The following is a 24,886-nucleotide window of genomic DNA, read 5'->3' as shown; positions in this document are numbered from 1 at the left end:
GTCACTTAAGAAAACTACTAAAGCGTGCACGCGCATTACGTCTCATCATAAACTCTGGGGGTGAGCCACGGGGGGACTTACCTAAACAAAACGGCGCTTACTACCTTTTGTTTAGGGAGTAAGCGCCGTTGCCCCCGACAGTCAAGTCGGCAAATGCTTCGCGTTATAACTTCATTTTTGCTGGTATGTAACCTACTGGTACGTAACCAACCACGGACGCGGTTCGATGTTCATGGTCTCCTCCGGAGTGAACATCGGCTGGTCCTCGTCGATGAAGTTCTTCCACGCCTCGAAAATCTCCGGCTGCAAATCCTGCAGCATGACGTTCCAGGTCTCGAACTTCTCCTGCCGGGTGCCATGGCCGTCGGCATGCAACACGAATGCGAGCTCCGGGTGCGACAGATCCAGCGTCTCGCGGTCGCGAATCATCTGTAGCTGGAACTGGTGCAGCATCAGCATCTTCTGCGGCAGGTTGTTCTTACGGGTCAACTCAGCAAGCCAATCAGCAACGCGGTTGACCTCTTCAGCCTTAACGTGACCAACCTGGGTCGCCGGAACCTGCCCCGGCTCCATCTTCCACTCCGGGTCCAGCGCCAGACCGACGTTAGGCATCTTCAGCAGTTCTTCGTAGAACTTGGCCTGATCCAAGAAATCTGCGCTACCCGGCTGCAGGTCGATGATGACGTAGCCACCGGCCTTGGTCATGGCCTCGACGTACGGCTTCAGCGTCTCAACCGGAGCCGGCTCGGAGTAGTCACCGCGCGGACCCGGGTCAGCCTGTGCGACCGAGGCAATAATCTCGAAGGCCGGCAGTACCGGGTCATCAGCAAACTTCTCGTACTGCTTGACGTAGTCCTTCGCACGGGCGACAGCATCCTCCGGATCATCCTCGCCCATCACTCCCAAAGGAGCGACACCGGGGTGACCGTACGTGGCAACCAAATGACGACCGGGGAACAGCAACGTACCGCCACCCGGCAATTCCTTGACCTTGTCATCCTTGGCCAGCTCGATGGACTGATCGAACTTGCCCTTATCGCCGAAGACCTTGCCCAGAGCAATCAGGGACTCCCCGTCACGAGCGGCGGAAATCGACTCAGAGGTAGCACGTGCATCGCCCACTGGCAGCCAGCTGACCTTCAGGCCAGCTGCTCGGGCAGTAGCAATGGAGGCCAGACCGGTACCCGGTGCAGCCAGTGCCAACTTGTCCTTAACCTCCTTCGGAGATCCCTTCGGTAGGGTGACGCTCTCTTGGCCCTTGTCATCCTGCCCATCGCTGGCGCGATCCTGAGCCTCTTGGTTGGTCTCCCCACCCTTCGCGACCTTGCCTTCGACGAGAGTTGGCTTCTCGGGATCCATCTCAACGACAGCACGAGTCGGCTTCGACTCCGTCTCCTTGAGAACCTTGAATTCAGTACCGACGAGCTCCTTGAGGCCATCGGTCGTACCTGGATCTGCAATAACCTGACGGTCCTCTCCCCCAGTCAGGTCCACAGCGCCCACGGTAAGGACTGTCTTTGCGCCCAGACGGTCAATCTCTTTTTCCACATCGGCGATATCGGCGCCAGTATCGTGGCCACGAGCGTCCTTCTTCGGGCTCTTGGCAGTGCTGTCATCTTCTGCGTCTTCGGCAGAACCAGCCACCAGCATCGGCAGCCCAGCAGCAACCGCGATGCCTGCCGCCCGACGCTGCTCAGCAGCGCCAGCCGAGGAAACGACAACTGCTTCCGAACTGTCGATCAGGCTTTCCGACGCTGCGATGTCGTCGCTAAGCACCGTCGACTCACCGTCCACCTTCTTCGCAGAAACAGTGTTGTCGGAATTACCACACGCGACCAGGGCACTCGATCCCAGCGCCAGGCTGACCGTCAGGGCAACGGTTGCCGTCACACGCCGCGTCATTGCGGATACTCGCACATTTACCTCCGTGAAATGATTTCATTGCAACGATTAGACTATCGAACGTTTTTGTTGAGGGAGACCTTTAAACCCAGATTAGAACCCCGTATGTGGCTAGAGCTACACCCGTTTTTACCGTCTTCCTTTTATCTCGGACATTCTCAGCGAAAGAAAAACTAATAAAAGAGGTACGAAAAAAGGGCCTCATCACGGCGGTGAAGCTCAGTGATGAAGCCCTACTTCGCGAACAAGCGAGGTATTCGCTTAAGCGGCAAGCTTAGGCAGTCTCAGCGCGAGCGTCGACCTTAACCCAGCTCATCAGGTCGCGCAGCTTGGAGCCGACCTCTTCGATCTGGTGGTTGTTGTAGGAAGCGCGCAGGTCCTCGAGCTCCTTGTTACCTCCCTCGACGTTGGCAATCAGGCGCTTGGTGAAGGTGCCGTCCTGAATGTCGGACAGAATCTCGCGCATGTGCTGCTTAGTCTCAGGGGTAATGACACGCGGGCCAGACAGGTAGCCACCGAACTCAGCGGTGTCGGAGACCGAGTAGTTCATGTTGGCGATACCGCCCTCGAACATCAGGTCAACAATCAGCTTCAGCTCGTGCAGGCACTCGAAGTATGCCATCTCCGGCTCGTAGCCAGCCTCAACCAGAACCTCGAAACCGACCTTGACCAGCTCCTCGGTGCCACCGCACAGAACAGCCTGCTCACCGAAGAGGTCGGTAACGGTCTCTGCCTCGAAGGTGGTCGGGATAACACCAGCGCGAGCACCACCGATAGCTGCAGCGTAGGACAGAGCCAGAGCCTTGCCCTCACCCTTCGGATCCTGGTCAACAGCGATTAGGCACGGAACGCCCTTGCCGTCAACAAACTGGCGACGAACCAGGTGACCCGGCCCCTTCGGAGCAACCATACCGACGGTGATGTTGTCAGCCGGCTTGATGAGGTCGAAGTGGATGTTCAGACCGTGGCCGAAGAACAGTGCGTCGCCGTCCTTCAAGTTCGGCTCGATGTCCTCGCTGTAAACCTTTGCCTGGGTGGTGTCCGGAACCAGCACCATAATGACGTCTGCCCATGCAGCGGCCTCTGCGTTGGACTTAACCTCAAAGCCAGCTTCCTTGGCCTTCTCAGCGGACTTGGAGCCTTCACGCAGACCGATAACAACCTCGACACCGGACTCACGCAGGTTCTGAGCATGAGCGTGTCCCTGGGAACCGTAGCCCAGGATGGCGACCTTACGGCCCTGGATGATGGACAGATCAGCATCGTCGTCGTACAGCAGTTCAATAGCCATAAAAATTAGCCTCTTTTCGAATCGGATTCGTTAGAAATCTTAGCGTTTAGTTGTTAGCGGGTCTGGAGCATCGGCTTCGGTCCGCGTGCCATTGCGACGGTACCGGACTGAATGAGTTCGCGGATACCAAACGGCTCGAGGACCTCCAGCAGCGCTACAAGCTTCGAGCGCTCACCCGTTGCCTCAATGATGACAGAGTCCTGGGAGACGTCCACCACGCGGGCACGGAAGAGATTAGCGGCATCGACGACCTGCGGACGATTGGTGTTGTCGCAGGAAACCTTCACCATCAGCAGTCCGCGCGACACCATGGTCTCTGGGGGCTGGCGGACCACCTTCAGCACGGGCACCAACTTGTTGAGCTGCTTAGTGATCTGTTCGATCGGCAGCGTTTCCGTCTCAACCACAACGGTGATGCGGTTGACTCCCTCGGTCTCAGTTTCACCCGAGGTAATCGACTGGATGCTGAAGCCTCGACGGGTGAACATGCCCGCAATGCGGACCAGAATACCCGGCTCATCGAGGGTCAACACGGATAGAGTGTGCAGTTCAGCCATTTTTGGGACTCACTTCCTGTTGCTTCGGATCCCGATTAGCGGGTCTTCATGGTCGGGTGGTTGGCGTCGCGCTGCTTGGCGGCATCCTCGGCATTGTCCACAACAGTGCCGTGGATGTCAGCCGGGGTCTCGGCTGCCGAGTTCTCGTCGTTGAACAGCGGGCGCAGACCACGGGCGTATTCAACTTCATCATTGGACTTTCCAGCTGCAACCATCGGCCACACCTGAGCATCCTCACCGACAATGAAGTCAATAACCACCGGACGGTCATTGATTTCGCGCGCCTTCTTAATGGCGGCCGCGACATCTTCTTTCTTGGTCACGCGGATAGCCACACAGCCGAGTCCTTCGGAGAGCTGAACAAAGTCCGGCAGGTAGGAGTTGTCCTCCGGGCGCAGCTTGGTGTTGGAGTAACGCTGATCGTAGAACAGCGTCTGCCACTGACGAACCATGCCCAGATTGCCGTTATTAATCAGAGCGACCTTGATGGGGAAACCCTCCATCGCGCAGGTGGTCAGCTCCTGATTGGTCATCTGGAAGCAGCCGTCACCATCAATGGCCCAGACCTCCTTGTCCGGAGCGGCTGCTTTGGCGCCCATCGCAGCTGGAATGGAGTAGCCCATGGTGCCGGCGCCACCGGAGTTGAGCCAGGTGCGCGGGTTCTCGTACTGGACGAACTGTGCTGCCCACATCTGGTGCTGGCCGACGCCAGCGGCGTAAATAGCCTCCGGGCCGACAATGTCGGACAGAGTCTGAATTACGAACTGCGGAGCAATTGCACCATCAGTGGGCTCTTCCCATCCGAGCGGGAACTCGTCGCGGAGACCGTCGAGAAGCTTCAGCCAATCGGCGATCTGCGGGCGGTCAAGACCGAGCTTGGTGTAGGACTCACTGAGCGCGGCAAGAACCTCGCGGGCGTCGCCGACAATGGGAACGTCAACTTCGCGGAGCTTACCAATCTCGGCAGGATCAATGTCAGCGTGGATGACCTTCGCGTTCGGAGCGAAGGAGTTCAGGTCACCGGTGACGCGGTCGTCGAAACGCGCGCCGATAGTGATGAGCAGGTCCGACTTCTGCAGAGCGGCGACGGCGGAGACCTTGCCGTGCATACCCGGCATACCCATGTGCAGTGGATGCGAGTCCGGGAATGCACCACGAGCCATCAACGTGGTTACAACCGGAACTCCAGTCTTCTCAGCGAGCTCAATCAGCTCCTTCGACGCATCGGCCTTGATGACGCCACCACCGATGTAAAGCACTGGACGCTTTGCAGCAGCTATCATCTCAGCGGCTTCATCAATCTGACGCTGGTGCGGAGTCGTCACCGGACGGTAGCCCGGCAGGTCAATCTCCGGCGGCCAGGTGAAGTCAATCATCGTGTTCTGGAGGTCCTTCGGGACGTCCACCAGAACCGGGCCGGGACGACCAGAAGAAGCCAGATGGAATGCCTCAGCGAGCGCGCGCGGAATATCCTCAGCTTCGGTAACCATGAAGTTGTGCTTAGTAATCGGCATGGTCACACCGCGGATGTCAGCCTCCTGGAAAGCATCGGTACCCAGCAGCGGGCGACCGACCTGACCGGTGATGGCAACAACTGGAACGGAGTCCATCTGAGCATCCGCGAGAGGAGTAACCAGGTTGGTAGCACCCGGGCCAGAGGTAGCGATGCAGACGCCAACCTTGCCGGAAACCTGCGCGTAACCAGTGGCAGCGTGGCCGGCACCCTGCTCGTGGCGCACCAGAACGTGGCGGAGTTTTTCCGAGTCATAAATCGGATCGTAGAGCGGAAGCACTGCACCACCGGGGATACCGAAGGCTACCTCAACACCAAGCTCTTCAAGGGATCGGACAATGGCCTGTGCACCAGAAATTCGCTCGGGGGCGCTGGTACGCGCCTTAGCCGCGAATTGGGCGGGCGATGGGGTGTGCTGCTCGTGCGCGTTCACGATTTCGCTCCTGGGTCATGGTGGGCAACTACTCAACTCACATTCAGGCAAAGAAGCTGCGAATGTGGCGTTGACTACGACCTTAACGTCCACATAGTGAGAAGTCAATCCCGCCAATTGGACACCCCCGCCCGCTTAGCACCCGAGCGCCTACCCACTTCCCACCCGTTTCCCCACAGCAGCCCCAACCCAACTTTGGGAATCACTTTACCCAGAAACACCCCCACCCCCGATACGCTGGTACACCCGAGGCGATGCAGAGGCAGTGCAGCCGAGTCGGCACGTCAGAGCAGCTCACCTCGAAGCTCCTCTTTATGCATAATTCCTTACCTTTAAACTCAGCCCATCTTAAGGCGAACGACCTACGGTGGAGAGCATGGAATTTTTGCAATTCATGTTGTTACGGGCATGGCAATGGATAGCCAGCAACGGTCTTGCCATTGCAAGCCTGGCCATTCTGCTAATTCTTGTTCCCCGCATCCGACGTTTCGTTCTGGCAATCGCAGACGGAAATATCTCCTCTGAGGACGAGCAAGCCAAGGGACGACGCGCGCTCATTGGCGCTGTTGTTTACATCGTCGAAGTTATTGCGTACTTCGTCTTAATCATCGCGATTCTGTCGAAATTCGGAATCTCGCTAACCGCTGCCGCCATCCCCGCAACGGTTGTTTCCGCTGCTGTTGGTTTTGGTGCCCAGGGAGTCATCGCCGACTTCCTCGGAGGCATGTTCATCATTGCCGAGAAGCAGTACGGCATCGGCGATTGGGTTGAGTTCCACTCTCCTTCAGGCACCGTGCAGGGCGACGTCGTCAATATGACATTGCGCGCCACGACCATTCGAACTCTAAACGGCGAGGAAATTATCGTGCCGAACTCCGAGGCACGTATGTGTATCAACTACTCCTCACAGTGGTCGCGTGCCGTCGTCGAAGTACCGGTACCGATGACCGCCGGTGGTTCCATTAAGGATTTGGAAGAGCGCACCGTCGCCGCCGCTAAGCGCGCAATCGCACTGGACTCCATCAAGGACGCCGTTCTCTCCGAAATCAAGATGCAGTCCTCTACAGAGCTCAATCCACCAACGGCTATGGGGCTGCCGTGGACCGTCACCATGCGCTTGATTGTCGACTGCAAACCGGGCGACCAATGGCTTATCGAGCGCGCCATCCGCGCCGCAGTCATCGACACCTGGTGGGATGACTACGGCGAGCGCGCCCAGCAAACCCCCTTCTCACCCGCCGAAGAAATCACGGGTCACGTCCGCGATGACACGATGATCGAACAGCTCAAGCAGGCCGACGCTAAGCGCGAGAACAAGCAGGCGCTTGACGACGTCGACAGCGCTCCAACCGAGGTTGTCGAAATGGTAACGGACACAGCAGTCGAGCCAGTCACCGCGGAAACTAAGCTGATGGAAACTCAGACCGTCGACAAGCAAGACGAGAATGAGCGATCCGATCTTCCGCACGCGGGAGCCGATCTTGACGATGCGCGACGCGAGCAGGAAGACAGTGAAAGCAACAGCGCCATCCGCAAGCTGATTAACCACCCCGATTGGAAGACACTCACGACGCGCCAGAAGGTTCGTCGAATCCTCTCCGCAGGTGGGCGCGCTCGCGTTTCGACGATTGTACTCCTGGTAACCTTACTGATTCTCTTCATTTTGAACCTGATGACACTCGAAACTGAGGACGGCCCATCTGGATGGTTGGCACCGAGCAGGTGGAACGATCGCGTAGCGACACAGGAAGAGGACTCGGAAGAGTCGTCGGCACCACAGTCATCCAACCAGCCGACTAGCACCACACAGAATGTGCAGCCCACCGAGACCACTCAGCAGAATCAGACATCTCAAAACCAGCCAACGGAGACTTCTCAGCAGCCGCAGAACACACAGAACCGCGCACCTTCGACCACCACCTCCACCCAGCCAAGCTCCGAGCAGAGCAACACTGGCAACGAGGACACTGGCGGATCGCAGTCGACGGACTCCACTAACAACGCGGAACCGAACTCGGCTGATACGCAATAACGCGCAACCGCCTACCGTGCACTAACCAATCCGAACTACCCGCTACAATCAATGGCCATGACTGACTCGACTCCACAGCCAAAAATTGCGACGCAGCGATTTCGCCCACAGAAGACGCATCTGTTCATCGTTGCGTTCATGGTCGTGCTGTGTGTAATTGCCACCGGCTTTACCCCGTGGCTGGCCGTTACCTTCCTGGCACCGTTGATTTATACGCTTTGGATTTTCCGAGTACGCACCACCGTGGGGCCACGCGGCATCACTGCGGTTTATCTACTGTCCAAGCGCCGTTCGGTGCCCTGGAGTGATTTTGCAGGCATCTTCTTCAACAAGGGCGGTCGAGCCTTTGCGGTCACCAAGTCAGATGAGCGTATCGCTCTGCCGGCCATCTCTTTTAATTCACTGCCCGAGCTAAAGGAAGCCACCGGCGGTCTGATTCCGGATCCGATTACTTCGGCTCGCATGGCGGAAAATGACAAGGTCGAGGTCTTTGACCGCGATGGCTACTCCGTAATGAAGAAGGCCAGTGAGGTTGAGGCTGACGCCATGGCTAAAGGCGCTAAGGCTAAAGGCGAAGCCTCTACTGAGTAGCATCTAAGCAGTCCACAAAGCCCCTAAATCTCATTATGCGGACACTAGTGACCGCGAAATGAGACATTAGGGGCTTTTGTGATTAGTATGGACAATTAGTTACCTTGCACCCTATCTAGGAAGGGCAGCCCACATGATCCCCCTTCGCTCTAAAGTCACCACTGCCGGACGTAATGCCGCTGGCGCTCGTTCCCTATGGCGTGCGACTGGCATGTCCGATAGCGACTTCGGCAAGCCGATTATCGCAATTGCAAACTCTTACACCCAGTTTGTGCCAGGGCACGTGCACCTGAAAGATGTTGGCGACATCGTTGCGGAAGCTGTAACCGCGGCCGGTGGTGTCCCCCGTGAGTTCAACACCATCGCCGTCGACGACGGTATCGCAATGGGACATGACGGCATGCTCTACTCGCTGCCATCCCGTGAGATTATTGCCGACTCTGTGGAATACATGGTCAACGCTCACACCGCTGACGCACTGGTGTGTATTTCCAACTGTGACAAGATCACGCCAGGCATGCTCAATGCGGCTCTGCGCCTGAACATCCCGGTGGTCTTCGTTTCCGGCGGGCCGATGGAATCGGGGTCATCGGTGGTTATCGATGGCGTTGTCAAGCCTGGCTCTGACCTAATCTCGGCTATTTCTGCATCCGCGAATGACAAGGTCGATGACAAGAACCTGCTGGACATCGAGCGCTCGGCGTGCCCGACCTGTGGTTCTTGCTCGGGTATGTTCACCGCAAACTCGATGAACTGCCTGACCGAGGCCCTCGGCCTGTCCCTGCCGGGCAATGGTTCTACGCTGGCGACTCAGCAGGCTCGCCGCGACTTGTTTACCCGCGCCGGTGAGCTGATTGTGGACCTGGCGAAGAGCTACTACCACGATGGTGACGAGTCCGTGCTGCCGCGCAACATCGCCAACCGCGACGCATTTGTCAACGCCATGACGCTCGATGTTGCCATGGGTGGCTCCACCAACACCGTGCTGCACATTCTCGCTGCCGCGCAGGAGGGCAAGATTGACTTCGACCTCTCTGACATCGACGCGATTTCCCGTCGTGTTCCGTGTCTGTCGAAGGTAGCGCCGAACTCTGACTACTACATGGAGGACGTCCACCGCGCCGGTGGTATTCCAGCCATCCTCGGCGAGCTGCGTCGCGCCGGCCTGCTGCAAATGGATGTCCGCTCTGTACACTCCCCGTCGCTGGAGGAGCACCTGGATAACTGGGATATCCGCGGCGGCAAGGCCACTGACGAGGCCATCGAGCTGTTCCACGCAGCACCGGGCGGTGTCCGCACCACCGAGCCGTTCTCCACTTCCAACCGCTGGGAAAGCCTGGACACGGACTCCGAAAATGGCTGCATCCGCGACTTCGACCACGCCTACACCAAGGAAGGCGGTCTGTGTGTCCTGCGCGGCAACATCGCCGAGGACGGCGCTGTCCTGAAGACCGCGGGTATTGGCGAGGACCAATTCCACTTCGAGGGCACCGCTCGCGTCGTAGAGAGTCAGGAAGAGGCTGTCTCTGTCATCTTGAACCGCACCTTGCAGCCGGGCGAAGTTCTCTTCGTCATCTACGAGGGGCCCTCCGGTGGTCCGGGCATGCAGGAGATGCTGCACCCGACCGCATTCATCAAGGGTGCTGGTCTGGGTAAGGTCTGCGCCCTGGTCACCGACGGCCGCTTTTCCGGCGGTTCCTCTGGACTGTCGATCGGTCACGTTTCCCCGGAGGCCGCTGCAGGTGGCGCAATCGGTCTCGTCCGCAACGGCGACCCAGTGTACATCGATGTCGCAGAACGACGCCTCGAGATTCAGGTGTCCGACGAGGAGCTCGCTGCTCGCCGCGATGAGGAGCTCAAGCGCGATAAGCCGTTTACTCCCCACAAGCCACGTCCGCGCAAGGTGTCCAAGGCACTGCGTGCCTACGCGAAGATGGCATCCAGCGCGGATAAGGGCGCTGTGCGCATCGTCGACTAGGTAAATTCGCTTCTGACTAAAGGCCTGTGCTTACCGCACAGGCCTTTGGCATTTCTCGGGTAGCTTTGCGCCCAGTCTTCTGTGTGGACTTCACTAAATCCCGGTACTCAACGTCCACAATCCCCTCAGCGACGTCCTCAGTGTGGGCATATTTGCCACCTTCGGTAATTGCAGCCATTACGTACCCTGGGCCAAAAACAACGGAAGAGTGCCACGAACGCTGGTTAGACCAACCCATCTTCGCGCCTTCGGAGCCGGGCAGCCCCGCAAGACCAAAGTTCTGTCGATAACCGTCGGCAGCAACCGGCGACCAGTGTCGCATCGCCTCAAGCACTTCAGAATTAGGATGCTTCAGACGAAGCTGGGAAATAAATGACACCACATCTTCCGCGGTGGTTCTCGATACTCCCCATTCCTCGCCGCCGGAAGTATTGAACAGTCCATACTCGGTCGCAATAGCATCAACCGATTCCGGGTACTTCCGATAGAAGTCGGCTGCCAGATCGTCGTCGGAACGCGAAATCATCTTCTCAACCCGCTGGGTATCGTCGGCAGTACCGTGTTCGAGCACATACTGACCGATATACAGTTTGATCAGGGATAGTGCCGGCAACGGACGTTGCGACTCCTGGCTGTTATACCCCACGCCCACCGGCTCGTAGCTCACCGCCATCTGCGTGCGCGCGTCGGTTTCAATCAGCCCTTCGGCGTTGAGGTTCATGCGCGGCAGACTCCCGCCAGGTGTCGACCAGGCGCTTGCCGACGGGACGGAGGCTGCCACCTCATTGTTTTCGCCGGCAGAGGCCGTGGAGGGTGACTGAATCGATGTTGTCGCGCCTATCGAAGACATGAAAAAGACCACCGCGAGGGTGGTCTTTAGTGTGTGTCTCGACTTCGGCATAGGGGGCATTGTACCCCCTGCCATTACCGAGAACCTAGTTCGGGTTGCTCAACTGTTTGTGAATGTTTGAGCTGTCCTAGCCAACGAATGGCAGCGTGTTGGTTGTCAGCCACCACAGGCCAATCGCTGCGGCGATGGCCAGAATTCCGAAAATCCAAGATGAAGCCAGTGGTCGACGTGCCCATCCGCGTCCGAAGTCGATGCCGATGCGGCCCGGGCCGGTGAACTGCAGACCAAGCGCCATGGCGGTCATCAACAGCTGTAGCTGAAGGTCACTGGAGCCCTGGCCGACGATACTCACGCCATTGGCAGAGGTAGCCACATCAAACATACTGAGGTAGGCGGACAACGCCAGCGCCAACGCTGCAGCCAGCGGTGTCGCGAGCCCCAGGATGAGCAGGGCACCGGCGATGAGCTGAACGGTCGGGATGGCAGTGGCCATCACAGGACCGAGGGCGAAATTGTTCTGGCTAAACTGTGTCTCCAGCGCAGTCGTGCCACCAGAATTGCCCCAGCCGAGCAGCGTTGTCAGGCCGTGGATCAGCAGCAGCGCGCCCAGTCCAAGGCGCAGCAGCAGAAGACCAAAGTCCGTGGTACCGCGACGGAACTCCCGCTCATCGTCATCGTAGAAGTCCGTGTCTTCATCGTCGTCAGCGGTGTCGGTAGTCGTGGCAGCAGTTGCACCAGCTGCACCAGCCGTATCGAGGGAGGTAGCCGGTTCAGCGAAATCCGATTCATCAAAGTACTGAGTCTCGGCGGCAGAACTCCGCGCAGAGTCATAGGTTGGCTCCGGCTCATCATCGAATGCTGGCCGTGCTTCCGACTTATCTGCGGCAACTCCTGCTTCGGACGCTTCAGAAGCCGAGAAGGCTTGCGTCGGCTGGCTGAAATCCTCGTCTGGATCAACGCGCTCGCTACGAGCAGGCTCCTCAAAGATCTCAGTCGCCTCCGACTCCGAAGCTGGCTCCAGCTCTGTATCAGCCGCTGGCTGCGATTCAACCTCATCCCGCGGTGAAGCCTTACCGGCAGGGCTAATCACCTGAGGTGCCGTGCGGCCTGCAGCGGCATAGGCGTCGTAGCGCTTCTTCGGCACTTCCTGAACTTCAGGTTCCGCCTCGGCCGCCGCCTCGCTTTCAGTCTCCGGCTTCTGGATAACCTCAGTCTTCGAATCAGCAGCAGATTCCGTATCTGTATCGGATTTGGACTCGGTTTCGGCTTCAGCACCGCTATCGGTCTCGGCTTCCGGTGTCAGGTTTTCCTGCTCAGCCTCCGACTCCTCCTCTACGCGCTTTTCCGGCACACCCGGAAAAATCTGCGTTGCGGTGTTGTCGCTGTCGTCACGGTTAGTTTCTTCGTTCATTGGCTCAGCGAGCTTGCGGTAGGTCGGGACGTCGAGATCGTCATCGAATCCGTCCTCCACATTCTCGAGGGCGCGGTCGTTCGGGTACTTCTCTGAGTCGCTCACATTGTCCACATTAAAACTACTGCGTCACTTTTGGTCGCAGGCGTGGCCGTGAAACAAGGCTGTATTGTGTATGCCTATGGGATTCCACCTCGTCCGCAGCGGCAGTGCACAGGCCCGCTCTCGCGAGGGCGTACGTCGTGCCGCGCTCGCCGCTGGCGTCGTCGGAGCGCTCTCCCTTTCCGGCTGCATGAGTGCGTCGAATGCGCTCGAGTTGCCGTTTACGGAAGACAAGTCAGAACCGACGGGCATCGCTATGCCGAAATTTTCCTCCCCTGACCTGCCCTCTACCCCGGTACCGACCACGGAACGCAAAGCAAAGGACAAAGGACCCTGTGACCTAGACGATGTCACTCTCGCCGCCTGCCTACCGCTTACCACCGCGCTAGCGGCGATTGGCCCTGGCGAAGCCCTCGTCGCCACTGATGACGGCGCGCTCACCGTTGTCGCACCCGGCAAGACACCAAGGGAGATTGCGCAACTCAACGCACCCGCAAAACAACTGTTGCCCAGCCCCACAGTCGAAGAGGACCGTCAGGTCTTTGTTTTGCGTAACGACGACACCATTGCGCGCGTCACCATCGTGGAGGGCGGCACCGCTGATGTGCGCGAACTTCCGAACCTCAGCGAGCCAGGCATTCTCGGAATCTACTTTGACCGAGCTTCGGGCGACCGGTCGCCGCACAAACTGCTCGTGGGAGATCCAGGCATTGAGTTTCAACAGTTCTGCCATGGCCCGGACGGAATGCCTCCGTTGGCAACCGCCATTCTCGACGGCACCCCACAGCTGGTTCAGCTCACCGGCCCTGTGATTAACCCCCTCGGCGGTGTGGACCTGAACGATTCCATCGGTGGGTGCGCTGTAATGGGTGACCGCGTGGTCATTGCCATCCCAGACGCGCAGAAGGTCATCTCTATGCCGGTTGGTCCGCAGTACAGTGGGCCCGACGCAGCATGGGAGGTCAAGGGTTCCCCTGAAGTGCTTGTCGACGGCGATTTCGGCCACATCTCGCATGTAGCGGCTGTCGCTGCGAATCAGGGTATTGAAGTTTGGGGTGCCACGACAAACAAAACCGCCGGGGCACAACCGTCGGAGTCTGACGAGCGCGTCGTCAGACTGCCGAGCGATGGCGCCGCCGGCGGCTCCCCGGATTAGCCTTCAGGGGATTAGCCTTCAGGGTTAGCTAGCTCAGCTTCTTCGCAATCAGCTGGTTGACCTGAGCCGGATCTGCCTTGCCGCGGGTAGCCTTCATGACCTGGCCCACGATGGCACCGACAACCTTCTTGTTGCCAGCTCGGTACTTCTCGACGATATCCGGGTTAGCAGCCAGTGCATCGTCGACGGCCTTCTCAATAGCGCCGTCATCGCGGACGACCTCCAGGCCGCGAGCAGCGACGACCTCGTCGACGTCGCCCTCGCCGGCGAGGACGCCATCAACGGCCTTACGAGCCAGCTTGTTCGTCAACTTGCCCTCTTCAATCAGCTCAATCACGCGTGCGACCTGCACCGGAGTAATCGCGAGCTCACCCAGTTCCACTCCGGCCTCGTTGGCCTTCTGCGCCAGGTAGGCAACCCACCAGGAGCGAGCCTCAGCCGGGCCGGCACCTGCCTCAACGGTGTCGACAATCAGGTCGAGAGCGCCGGCGTTGACCAGGTCGCGCATCTCTTCGTCCTTCAGCCCCCACTCGGACTGAATGCGAGCACGACGCACCCACGGGAGCTCCGGAAGGGTTGCGCGGATTTCTTCCACCCACTCGCGCGGAGCGATCACCGGTGGCAGATCCGGGTCATTGAAGTAGCGGTAGTCTGACTGGGACTCCTTCGGACGGCCCTTGGAGGTCGTGCCGTCGGTCTCCTGGTAGTGGCGAGTTTCCTGAACAATCTCCTCGCCATTGATAATCGCAGCAGCCTGGCGCTGCATCTCGTATCGGACAGCCTGCTCAACCGACTTCAGGGAGTTGATGTTCTTGGTCTCGGTACGAGTACCGAACTCATCCTGGCCGATTGGGCGCAGGGAAACGTTGGAGTCCACACGCATCGAGCCCTGATCCATGCGGGCATCGGAGACACCGAGGGACTTCACCAGGTCACGCAGCGCCGAAACGTATGCACGAGCAACCTCTGGGGCACGCTCGCCCGCACCGAGAATCGGCTTAGTGACAATCTCGATCAGCGGAACACCTGCACGGTTGCAGTCCACTAGCGAACGCGTAGCACCGTGAATACGACCATCGGCACCACCCAAGTGCGTCAGCTTGCCGGTGTCCTCTTCCATGTGAGCGCGCTCGATTTCGATTCGGAACTCCGTGCCGTCGTCAAGCTGAACGTCGAGATATCCGTCGTAGGCGATTGGCTCGTCGTACTGCGAAATCTGGTAGTTCTTCGGCTGGTCCGGGTAGAAGTAGTTCTTGCGCGCAAAGCGAGAGGACTCAGCAATCTCGCAGTTCAACGCCAGGCCAATCTTGATGGCCCACTCAACGCCCTGACGGTTAACCACGGGCAGCGCGCCCGGCAGGCCGAGGCTGCAGGGATCGACGTTGCTATTCGGCTCGGCACCAAAGTGCGCCGAGGAGGACGAGAACATTTTGGTATTCGTCGAGAGCTCGACGTGTACCTCCATGCCCATTACCGGGTCAAAACGTTCGAGGACCTCATCAAAGTCCATCAAGTCATCAGCGTATGCAGCGGTCATGTTTGTAGAGTCTACTAGCGATAGTCCCGCGCGCGTGCCCTAGGGTATATCTCGTGCCCGGAGTTAACGAACACCCACCGATTCCACCGACGTCAGCGCGCGATACACCGACGTTTCGCGACGCCGCTGACCGCCACCGCGCAGGTGCCACTTTCGACGACGAGCTGCAGGAAAGCGCCGACGGCGCCACTGGCTACCACCGCGTGCGGCCCGGATATCCGCCCGCAGTCATTGATGCGCTCACACGTCTTGCACCGCAGCCACTGGTGGTCGCCGATATCGGCGCCGGCACCGGAAAACTCACCGCCTCGCTTGCCGACGTCTACCACGACGCCACCCTGCTGGCGCTCGATCCCTCCACCGCGATGCGGCAGGCGCTGACGCACAATGTGCCAGCAGCGGAATGCCTGAACGGCACTGCGGAGCACACGGGGCTGAAATCCGACGGGGTCGATGTGGCAACGTGCGCGCAGACGTGGCACTGGGTGGACACGGCAGCTGCAAGTAGTGAATTTGCTCGTATGCTGCGTCCAGATGGCGTGGCCATGTTGGTGTGGAACACCTTGGATGTGTCGGTGCCGTGGGTGCATCGGCTCAGTCGCATCATGCATGCCGGTGACGTGTTGCGGCCAGGTTTCTACCCGGACGTGGGCCCGGAATTGGAGTTAGTGGATGAGGTGCGGATGACTTGGGAGCAGACACTGACCATTGAGGACATCGTGCTGCTGGCAAGGACACGATCTTATTGGCTTCGTTCCAAGCCCGCCACGCGCGCCAAGGTGGAGGCGAACTTGCACTGGTATCTCCACGAGCATTTGGGGCACACATATGAAGAAGGCATCGCCCTTCCCTATCGGTGCGATGCCTTCTATTTTCGAGCTGCCTAAATTTTCGAGCTGCCTAGTCGCGCTAGTTACTTTTCTTTCTTTGGCTTCGGTCGGGCCACACGCTTGATAGCGCTCTTAGTCTGTCCGGCCAGCTTCTTTGGCGCGGTGGCCGTGGCCTCGCCTGGGAAGGAGTTCCTCGCGGTCTCGCGAGGATTGTCATCATCGGAGGCTTCCTCGATTTCGGAAAGTTTCTCCAACCGCTCGTTGTCCTTTTCAACAATGCGCTCGGCGTCATCCTCGGTGAATTCAACATTATCGTCGCTGACGAGTTCTTCAACGATGTCGTCGCGGACGCTCTCCTGAAGATCGACGTTGGAAATATTGGAGTTGGCCAAAGCGCGGTCGAGCTTCTTCTGATCCGCAGTGGTGAACTTTTTGTTCGGATGCATCTTCCGGCGTGCGAGTTTGCGGATACGGCCACGACGCTTCGACTCCTCCATCAGCTTGTTACGTCCAGTCAGGTACGCACCACACAGAATCACGATAAGAGCGATACCGACGTAGCCAAGAGCCGGGTAGATGGAACCGACCAGGGTCTTGAACCCGAAGAAGCTCAGGCCAAAACCAATCAGCACCGTCACGATGAATACCAGGCGGAAACGCTGCGGAGTATTGCGTGTCAAGCGGCGACCCAACGCGTAGAACATACCGATGGCGGTATTGAAAATCATGGCGTAGATGATGATCGCCATCACCGTACCCAGAACCGGGTGAATTTCATTGACAATGGCCAGAGTCGGCATATCCTCATGGCCAACGGACTCGACCTTGAAGAAGAGGGCAAAGGTCACCAACGTCAGCAGACCTGCGTAAATGGTGCCGCCCATGAGACCACCGATGCCAGCTTCACGCGGGTTCAGGTAGCTACCGCCAATGACGATGGACATCGATACGGCCACCATCACGCAGAAACCAACATAGTTCAGGGCAGAAACAGACCAGTGCGGCAGCGAGGTCGACAGTTCAGTGGTGTACTGCGCGGCCTCCGACATCGAGGTATCGGTCGTGCACAAAGTGTAGATACCGGCACCAAGCAAGAACACGATGATGAACGGAGTGATCATGCCAATCACGCGGCTGACCTTGTCCGCATCCAGCATGCCGACACCCAATGTCAGGGCAACCATGATGACGGCACCAATCCACACTGGAAGTCCGAACTGCTGGTTCAAGTTCGCACCCGCACCGGCGAACATAACGAAGCCGGTACAAAACAGCGTGATCATGACGGCAATATCCAGAATCTTCGCAACCCAGCTTCGGGTGATTACATCGAAGACCTCGGAGTGCTCGTCAGCCTGCAGGTAGCTGGCAATTGACAGCACTGCCAGACCGCTGGCAATCATCACGACGGAAGCGAGTACAACGCCCCACAAGCCGTTAGTGCCAAATGCCACGAAGTACTGCATCATTTCCTGGCCGGATGCGAATCCGGCACCGACAGTTAGGCCGACAAAGGCCATCGCGATTGTTGTGGCTCTTTTCCACATAGCGAGAGAATCCTAAATATATGTCTATTTTTCAAAAATCGGAACCTTATAAAGCATACTGCCCGAGCTGGTGATTAATACATCAGCTCGGGCAGTGTGCCTATTTTGTTATAAAGAATTGCCTAATTGTTTAGCAAAGCGTGCTTAACCAAACAGCGCAGCAGCGGCACGGTAACGGCCATCCGGCACAACCTTCAACTCAGCAACCGCATCGTCGATGTCGATACGCTCGATGTTCTCACCGTGCAGAGCGACAATCTTGCCAAAGTCCCCCTCGTGTACTGCTCGGGTGGCGTGGACACCGTAGCGGGTGGCCAACACGCGGTCATACGCAGTCGGAGTACCACCACGCTGAATGTGGCCCAGCACCGTGGTGCGAACGTCATAACCGGTGCGCTTCTTAATCTCCGCGCCAATAACCTGACCAATACCGTTGAAGGTCTGGTGGCCAAACTGGTCGACGCCACCCTCTTCGTATTCCATGGTGCCGGGCTTCGGGGTAGCGCCTTCAGCGACGACGATAATGCCGTACTTCTCACCCATCTGGAAACGGCGCTCCATAGACTTCACAATCTCGTTGATGTCAAATGGCTTTTCCGGAATGACAATATGGTGGGCACCGCCGGCCATACCCGCATGCAGGGCAATCCAGCCCACATGGCGGCCCATGACCTCAACGATCATGACGCGCTGGTGGGATTCCGCGGTGGTGTGCAGACGGTCAACTGCGTCGGTGGCAACAGCCACTGCTGTGTCGAAACCGAAGGTGTAGTCCGTACCGTTGACGTCGTTGTCAATGGTCTTCGGAACACCGACAACCGGCACACCGTTGTCCGAAAGCCACTTGCCGGCCTTCAGCGTGCCTTCGCCGCCAATTGGAATCAAGGCGTCGATACCCGCGTCAGCGAGGTTTTCCTTGATGCGGTCGAGGTTGGACATGAGAATGTCCGGGTGCACGCGACCGGTGCCCAGCATGGTGCCACCGCGCAGCAGCATGCGGTCAATCCGCTCATCGTCGTAAAGCTGAACCCTACGGTCTTCCATAAGACCAATCCAACCGTCCTCGAAACCGACGACGGTTGAGCCGTACTCGCTCGAGCTAGTACGGACAATTGCACGGATAACGGCATTCAGACCGGGACAATCTCCACCGGAGGTAAGGGTCGCAATTCGCATGATGCCCACCTTAGTCGCGTTAGTCAGTTCGCGCTCGACGGCCTTGGTCAAAAACTATTTCTGCAGATACTCCTGCCCCGGCAACTCAGATGGCAACTCCATCTTCGTCGTCACGTCCGAGACCGGCAGAAGACCATATTCCTCGAGTGACTTGCGCACGTACTCTGCAGCGTCGACGTTCAGCGGCGACTCTGTCCACATGGCATATGGCAGGTTAATAAAGCGATTTTCCTTGACCGCCTCTAGGTCCTTCGTTGCCGGATTCGTGCGCAAAACCTTGATCTTCTCTTCGAAGGTCTGACCCGGGTAGTCCACAAGCGCGATGAACTCGGGTTCCATTTCGGCGACATACTCCCAGGACGTCGTAGTCCAGGTGTCTTTAATAGACTCGGCGGCATTGGTCGCGCCGGCCTTTTCCAGGATGCCCTGCGGCGCGCCAAAGGAACCCGAGGTAAACGGTGCATCACCGGCAGAGTCAAAGAGGAAACCCACCGGCTTCTTGTCCCCCTTTGGTGCGGTGTCCAAAGCATGCAGGCGGTTATCAATATCTGCAATAACCTTGTCGCCCTCACCGTCGTGCCCGGTCAGCGTAGCGATGTTCTTCAGATCCATCTTGACGGCTTCCCACGGATCCACCAGACCACGAGTGTGCCCCGGGTCGCCACTGCCACCCTGGTCTGTCTTGGCATCGTTACTGCTACGGCAGGACTCCGTCAGGGTGTAGGCGCCGATACCGTGCTCGGAAAGTGACTCCGGGGTAATTCCCTTGTCCTCACTAAAGCCGTAGCCCCAGCCCGCCAACATCAAATCCGGCTCAGCCGCATTGACCTGTTCCAGGTTCGGGTATTCCTTTGCCACTTCTGGCTTCTGCGCAATCTCATCGCCGTAGGCTGCAGTCAACACTGGAAGGTGCGAGGCCATAGAGCTCACTGCTGCAATTTCGTCCGCAGCACCTACGGCCAGTGCCAGCGAAGCAATATTGCCGTCATTGATTAGCAGCTTCTTAGCCACACCCGGGTAGCTGACCTCTTCACCGCAGTTGGTGAGGGTAATGCCTGACGACGACGCCTGCGTTCCCTCATCAGAGCCACAGGCGGCGGCTCCGAATGCCAGTGCAGCCACAGCGATACCAGCGACTGAGGCACGCAGGGGACGTCGGAAAGCGTGTGCGTAATTCATGGGAGTACTCCTAGTTGGTCGTGATGTTATTGGTGATTGCACCGAGCTCGCTGTCGATCGCGAGATGGCGGCGGCCAACGGGGGAATTGAGCTGACAGGATTCAACTTGAAAGATGTCGGCGACAAAGTCGCGGGTGAGCACTTCTTCGGGGATGCCATCGGCCGCGATACCGCCGTCTGCGACCACGATGACGCGGTCGAAGTGGTTCATCACGAGGTCCAAGTCGTGGATGGCGGCGATGACACAGGCTCCGCTGGAGCGGGCCAGACGGAGCACGGACTGTTGATGGCGCACGTCGAGGTGATTGGTGGGCTCGTCGAGAAGCATGATCGGCGAGTCCTGGGCGATCGCGCGCGCCAGACACACGCGACGGCGTTGCCCGCCGGAGAGCTGCCCACACGGGCGTTGCGCGACCGGTTCCAGCCCGACGAGCCCCAGCGCACGGTCGACGTGGGTATTGTCCTCTGCTGTGTTGCCAGCAAAGAGGCGCTGGTAAGGCAAACGGCCGAGGGAAACAAAGTCGCGAACGCGCATTTCGGCCGGCGGGACCTCATTTTGTGCGACAAAGGCGAGGTCACGGGCACGGTTCTTCGAACTAATCGCGCTCATGGATTTGCCGTTGATTTCGACTTCGCCGGCGGTCGGCTTCGTGATACCACCGAGCGCACGTAGCAACGTGGACTTACCCGCGCCGTTGACACCGATGATGGCGGTCATGGGCTCGGCGCCGAAGTCGAGGTTGACTCCGCTGACGATGGTGCGCCCCGCAATGTCACAGCGCACTTCCTTAGCGGAGAGTACCGATTTTTGTGGGGTGCTCATTTATTCGGCACCTCCGTAGCTGTAGTGCGAGCGGCTCATCAGGTAGAGGAAGAGCGGCGCGCCAACGAGTCCCGTGACCACGCCCAGCGGCATTTCCTGACTGCCGCCAACTACGCGCGCGATGATGTCCACCCAGATGAGGAACAGCCCGCCCATGAGCGCAGCCACAGGCAGAACAACGCGATGCGTGGCGCCCACCAGGATGCGAGTCAGGTGCGGAATCACCAGCCCGACGAACCCGATGCCTCCCGAGACCGCAACAAGCGTGCCGACAAGTACCGCCTGCAGCACAAAAACCTGCGTGCGTAGCCGAGAAACATCAATACCCACGGCTGCTGCGGTACTCTCGCCGGTCGCCAATGCGTCCAGGTGACGTGCCTTGACCAGGAAAAATAGCAGCACTGCGATGAGGACGATGAGTGGGAAGAGCGTCTTCGCCCAGGTCGCGCCGGCCACGGAACCCAGCATCCAGAACATCACGGACTGCGCGGCCCTCGGGTCGGGGCCGGCGAAGACCATAAAACTACTCAGCGCGGAAAACGCAGCGGAAAGCACCACGCCAGACAGCACCAAGCGCAGCGGAGTCAGCCCACCACCTGCAGTAGCGAAGGCACCGACCGCGAGGGTGGCCATCACCGCTCCGATGAGTGCGCCGAATGTCAGTGGCGCGATGGGGCTGCCGGAGAAAGCGCCAAAGATAATCACAGCAGTTGCGCCGGCGCCGGCACCAGCGGAGATACCCAGCAGATACGGGTCTGCCAGTGGGTTGCGAACCAGCGTCTGCATAGCCACGCCGGAGACAGCTAAGCCCGCCCCTACAATGGCCGCGAGAACTCCCCGAGGAGCGCGGAGATCCCAAATGATTGTGTCTGAGCTGGCAGGAACGGAATCATCTAGCTCAGTGCCAAAAATGTGGTGAGAAATTACCTGTGTTGTGGTGGACCAGGTGATATCCGCAGAGCCGAAGACTACAGCCGCAACCAGACTGACCGCGATGGCAAGGACGATGACCAGCCCGTAAATCCACGGCATAAAACGGGGTAGCTTTTTAACTCTTACTCTTGCCATGGTTGCGTTCCTGCGCATATATGAAACTTCCCTTAAAACGGCGACAACCGCCGCTCCCCCACTTATGTGAGAAAACGGCGGTCGCTGAAGAACCGACTAACGCTTCTTGAGCACTTTTATGCAATCGGGCCACGTACCTTTTCGTAGGCAGCACCGACCTTGTACAGACGGTCGTCACCGTGGCGCGGGGCCATGATCTGCAGGCCCACCGGCAGACCGGTGTCTTCAGCCAGACCCGACGGCACCGACATGCCGCACATACCGGCCAGGTTTAGCGGCAGGGTGCACAGGTCGAACATGTACATGCTCAGCGGATCGTCGACCTTCTCGCCCAACTTGAACGCAGTGGTCGGAGTGGTCGGCGAAATCAGGACATCGACCTGTTCGAAGGCACGCTCGAAGTCCTGCTGAATCAGGGTACGGACGCGCTGTGCCTGAATGTAATAAGCGTCGTAGTAACCGACCGATAGCGCGTAAGTACCGATGATGATGCGACGCTTGACCTCATCGCCAAAACCAGCGGCGCGGGTCATAGCCATAACTTCATCGGCCGAGTGCGTACCGTCATCACCGACACGCTGGCCGTAACGCATGCCGTCGAAACGCGCCAGGTTGGAGCTGACCTCGCACGGCAGAATTAGGTAGTACGCGCTCAGTGCGTGGTCGAAATTCGGGCAATCAACCTCGACAACCTCAGCGCCAGCTTCCTTCAGCTTGTCGACGGCCTCGTGGAAGCTGTCCAGCACACCTGCCTGGTAGCCCTCGGTGCGGTCGAACTGCTTGACGACGCCGACCTTAACCCCCGTGAGGTCACCGGTAGCACCTTCCTTGGCGGCAGCAACCACGTCGGCAATCGGCTGATTCGTAGAGGTCGAATCATTCTCGTCGTGGCCGGCAATAATCTCGTGCAGCAGTGCGGTGTCCAGAACGGTCCGGGCAGTCGGGCCACCCTGGTCCAACGAGGAGGCACAAGCGACCAGGCCGTAGCGGGAGACCGTACCATACGTTGGCTTCACACCGACCGTTGCGGTCAGAGCTGCTGGCTGGCGAATGGAGCCACCGGTGTCAGTACCGATAGCCAGCGGAGCCATACCGGAGGCCAGTGCGGCCGAGGAGCCACCGCCGGAGCCACCTGCGGTGCGCTCAACATCCCACGGGTTGTGAGTCGGGCCGTAGGCGGAGTTCTCAGTCGACGAGCCCATTGCGAACTCATCCATGTTGGTCTTACCCAGAATTGGGATGCCAGCTGCACGAAGCTTGGCGGTAACCGTCGCGTCGTAGGGACTCATGTAGCCCTCGAGCATCTTGGAAGCGCAAGTGGTCGGCGCGTCAGTGGTGGTAAAGACATCCTTCAGCGCAAGCGGAACACCGGCCAGTGCGGAGGCCGGCTCTTCGCCAGCGTCCAACGACTCGTCGACGTTGCGGGCTGCGGCCAGCGCCTCTTCGGCACCGATGTGCAGGAACGCGTGAATGTCCTCATCAATTGCCGCGATGCGGTCGAGGAACGCCTGGGTGACCTCCACCGAGGTCAGTTCACGAGCGTGAATCTTCTGTGCGAGCTCGAAAGCGCTCAGCCCCAGAATTGGGTCCTCGGCAACAGCGGCATGCAGGTTCGGGTTAGCTGCAGTCATTTCTTCTACGTACTCCTACTCGCCGAGAATCTGGGGAACTTCGAAGCGCTGGCGATCCTGCGACGGCGCCTGATCCAGCGCCTGCTTCGCAGTCAGCGTCGGCTTGACGACGTCCTCGCGCATCACACCGGACAGCGAAGAGGGGTGACTCATCGGTTCAACATCATCCGCAGCCACCTTTTGAACGGCCTGGACGTGGTTAATAATGCCGTCAATCTGACCGGCGAACTCGTCGAGTTCCTCGTCGGTCAGAGCCAGACGGGACAATCGCGCTAGGTGGGCGACCTCATCGCGTGAGATAGCTGGCACGCTAGTACCCCTTTCATTTCTTCGTACGAAGCTAGTGCACAGAAGTTTAGTTGAAACTGAATTTAAACCGCGCTAGCGGGCTGTACTTGCCAACAGTAGTCGTTCCCGTAAAGCAGTTGTCCGCAGGGTCTTACATTTCAAAGGTTTACCCTGTAGCCTAAATCACTACTTCTATAGTTACGTCGTAAGAATCACTATTGATTATTCGAAAGGTTGTGTACACAGCCATGAGTTATCTCCTTCGCATCCAGCTTCCCGACGAGCCAGGCTCGCTTGGCTACGTCGCGGCGGCCCTGGGCGAAGTAGAAGGTGATATTCGAAGTGTCGATGTCGTGCATCACGGCACCGATGGTGTCGTTGTCGACGACATTGTGGTGGATCTGCCCATGGGGTTGCTGCCAGACACACTGATTACAGCGGCTCAGTCCATTAGCGGAGTGGAAGTCGATTCGATTCGACCTTTTTCCGGTTCGGTCGACCGCCGTGGACAGATTGCGCTGTTGGCCAAGTTCTCACAGCACACAAAAAACTTGGATCGCGCCCTCGGAGATGTCGTCGATGGTCTGCCTCAGACGATGACCGCTGGCTGGGCCATTGTCCTCGGCGAACGAGGCGACGGGCAATGGGTTCGTCGTGCTTCCTCTGTCGCCGCACCAGAGGATAACGGCCGGACCTTGTCTGAGGCCCCGATTGACTCGCCGCGAAACCTGGATCCAGAAGAGGAAACGTGGTTGCCGGAGGACTGGACGGTCATGGACTCATCCATTGCCGCTACCCCTATGGGCAAGGGCCTCGTTCTCATCATCGGCCGCCCCGGCGGGCCGGACTTCCTGCTAAGTGAAGTGGAACATCTGGGCCGTATTGGCACGATTGTCGGGGCGATTATCGACTAACAGTGGCTAATGGCACCTAAGCGGTACCTAGTCTCGCCTGATTCCTTGACGAAGGCTCCTACCCTACGTAGCGCGGT

Annotated in this window: 20 protein-coding genes; 6 read left to right on the top strand and 14 right to left on the bottom strand. The window is 58.6% G+C overall.

Features of this window, described 5'->3' with window-relative positions:
• Nucleotides 1-192: 192 nt before the first annotated feature.
• From ADA16_RS02475 to ADA16_RS02460, 4 genes are all read right to left on the bottom strand, one after another.
• On the bottom strand, nt 193-1,917 hold the full coding sequence (locus ADA16_RS02475) for a hypothetical protein (protein ID WP_048758856.1): 1,725 nt from the start codon (nt 1,915-1,917) through the stop codon (nt 193-195).
• A gap of 259 nt (nt 1,918-2,176) precedes the next feature.
• Entirely contained in the window at nt 2,177-3,193 is a 1,017-nt protein-coding gene (gene ilvC, locus ADA16_RS02470; protein WP_048758854.1) for a ketol-acid reductoisomerase, read from the bottom strand.
• A gap of 53 nt (nt 3,194-3,246) precedes the next feature.
• Nucleotides 3,247-3,750 carry an acetolactate synthase small subunit gene (gene ilvN / locus ADA16_RS02465; protein ID WP_048758853.1) on the bottom strand — a complete coding sequence of 168 codons (504 nt, stop codon included), beginning with the start codon at nt 3,748-3,750 and terminating at the stop codon, nt 3,247-3,249.
• A gap of 35 nt (nt 3,751-3,785) precedes the next feature.
• Nucleotides 3,786-5,696 carry an acetolactate synthase large subunit gene (locus ADA16_RS02460; protein ID WP_048758851.1) on the bottom strand — a complete coding sequence of 637 codons (1,911 nt, stop codon included), beginning with the start codon at nt 5,694-5,696 and terminating at the stop codon, nt 3,786-3,788.
• 376 nt (nt 5,697-6,072) lie between these two features.
• Between ADA16_RS02460 and ADA16_RS02455 the strand changes: the two genes are divergently transcribed.
• The 3 genes from ADA16_RS02455 (at nt 6,073) to ilvD (ending at nt 10,297) form a co-directional block, all read left to right on the top strand.
• Entirely contained in the window at nt 6,073-7,728 is a 1,656-nt protein-coding gene (locus ADA16_RS02455; protein ID WP_048758849.1) for a mechanosensitive ion channel family protein, read from the top strand.
• Nucleotides 7,729-7,785: 57 nt separating this feature from the next.
• A complete protein-coding gene (locus ADA16_RS02450) occupies nt 7,786-8,319 on the top strand; it encodes a PH domain-containing protein (protein WP_048758894.1) in 534 nt (177 codons plus the stop codon).
• A 133-nt stretch (nt 8,320-8,452) separates the two neighbouring features.
• Nucleotides 8,453-10,297 carry a dihydroxy-acid dehydratase gene (gene ilvD, locus ADA16_RS02445; RefSeq protein ID WP_048758847.1) on the top strand — a complete coding sequence of 615 codons (1,845 nt, stop codon included), beginning with the start codon at nt 8,453-8,455 and terminating at the stop codon, nt 10,295-10,297.
• Between the two features lie 16 nt (nt 10,298-10,313).
• On the opposite strand, the gene ADA16_RS02440 is transcribed toward ilvD, so the two are convergent.
• The gene (locus ADA16_RS02440; RefSeq protein ID WP_239659310.1) at nt 10,314-11,198 is read right to left on the bottom strand and encodes a hypothetical protein; all 885 of its coding nucleotides are present in this window, start codon (nt 11,196-11,198) and stop codon (nt 10,314-10,316) included.
• A gap of 76 nt (nt 11,199-11,274) precedes the next feature.
• Nucleotides 11,275-12,663, bottom strand: a complete 1,389-nt coding sequence (locus ADA16_RS02435) for a DoxX family membrane protein (protein ID WP_239659309.1) — start codon at nt 12,661-12,663, stop codon at nt 11,275-11,277.
• Between the two features lie 76 nt (nt 12,664-12,739).
• On the opposite strand from ADA16_RS02435, the gene ADA16_RS02430 reads away from it, so the two are divergent.
• Entirely contained in the window at nt 12,740-13,816 is a 1,077-nt protein-coding gene (locus ADA16_RS02430; RefSeq protein ID WP_239659308.1) for a glucose dehydrogenase, read from the top strand.
• Between the two features lie 28 nt (nt 13,817-13,844).
• On the opposite strand, the gene gatB is transcribed toward ADA16_RS02430, so the two are convergent.
• Nucleotides 13,845-15,353 (bottom strand): Asp-tRNA(Asn)/Glu-tRNA(Gln) amidotransferase subunit GatB, encoded by a 1,509-nt coding sequence (gatB, locus tag ADA16_RS02425; protein WP_048758840.1) that lies wholly within the window; start codon nt 15,351-15,353, stop codon nt 13,845-13,847.
• Between the two features lie 53 nt (nt 15,354-15,406).
• Between gatB and ADA16_RS02420 the strand changes: the two genes are divergently transcribed.
• A complete protein-coding gene (locus tag ADA16_RS02420) occupies nt 15,407-16,240 on the top strand; it encodes a class I SAM-dependent methyltransferase (protein ID WP_048758837.1) in 834 nt (277 codons plus the stop codon).
• Nucleotides 16,241-16,266: 26 nt separating this feature from the next.
• Here the strand turns inward: ADA16_RS02420 and ADA16_RS02415 are convergent, their stop codons facing one another.
• From ADA16_RS02415 to gatC, 7 genes are all read right to left on the bottom strand, one after another.
• Nucleotides 16,267-17,730, bottom strand: coding sequence for a membrane protein (locus tag ADA16_RS02415; protein WP_048758835.1), 1,464 nt, complete (start codon nt 17,728-17,730; stop codon nt 16,267-16,269).
• Between the two features lie 144 nt (nt 17,731-17,874).
• Nucleotides 17,875-18,906 (bottom strand): ATP-dependent 6-phosphofructokinase, encoded by a 1,032-nt coding sequence (locus ADA16_RS02410; protein ID WP_048758892.1) that lies wholly within the window; start codon nt 18,904-18,906, stop codon nt 17,875-17,877.
• Between the two features lie 54 nt (nt 18,907-18,960).
• Nucleotides 18,961-20,085 carry an ABC transporter substrate-binding protein gene (locus ADA16_RS02405; protein WP_048758833.1) on the bottom strand — a complete coding sequence of 375 codons (1,125 nt, stop codon included), beginning with the start codon at nt 20,083-20,085 and terminating at the stop codon, nt 18,961-18,963.
• A gap of 10 nt (nt 20,086-20,095) precedes the next feature.
• A complete protein-coding gene (locus tag ADA16_RS02400; protein WP_048758831.1) occupies nt 20,096-20,908 on the bottom strand; it encodes an ABC transporter ATP-binding protein in 813 nt (270 codons plus the stop codon).
• Nucleotides 20,909-21,976 (bottom strand): FecCD family ABC transporter permease, encoded by a 1,068-nt coding sequence (locus ADA16_RS02395; protein ID WP_414629639.1) that lies wholly within the window; start codon nt 21,974-21,976, stop codon nt 20,909-20,911.
• A gap of 116 nt (nt 21,977-22,092) precedes the next feature.
• A complete protein-coding gene (gene gatA, locus ADA16_RS02390; RefSeq protein ID WP_048758827.1) occupies nt 22,093-23,607 on the bottom strand; it encodes an Asp-tRNA(Asn)/Glu-tRNA(Gln) amidotransferase subunit GatA in 1,515 nt (504 codons plus the stop codon).
• Between the two features lie 15 nt (nt 23,608-23,622).
• Complete coding sequence (gatC, locus tag ADA16_RS02385) at nt 23,623-23,916, bottom strand: Asp-tRNA(Asn)/Glu-tRNA(Gln) amidotransferase subunit GatC (protein ID WP_048758825.1); 294 nt, start codon at nt 23,914-23,916, stop codon at nt 23,623-23,625.
• A 227-nt stretch (nt 23,917-24,143) separates the two neighbouring features.
• On the opposite strand from gatC, the gene ADA16_RS02380 reads away from it, so the two are divergent.
• A complete protein-coding gene (locus ADA16_RS02380) occupies nt 24,144-24,809 on the top strand; it encodes an amino acid-binding ACT domain protein (protein WP_048758823.1) in 666 nt (221 codons plus the stop codon).
• The last annotated feature ends 77 nt before the right edge of the window (nt 24,810-24,886 follow it).

The organism is Corynebacterium vitaeruminis (assembly GCF_001054325.1).
Taxonomy (GTDB): domain Bacteria; phylum Actinomycetota; class Actinomycetes; order Mycobacteriales; family Mycobacteriaceae; genus Corynebacterium; species Corynebacterium vitaeruminis_A.
This window is presented reverse-complemented; position numbering and strand designations above follow the sequence as displayed.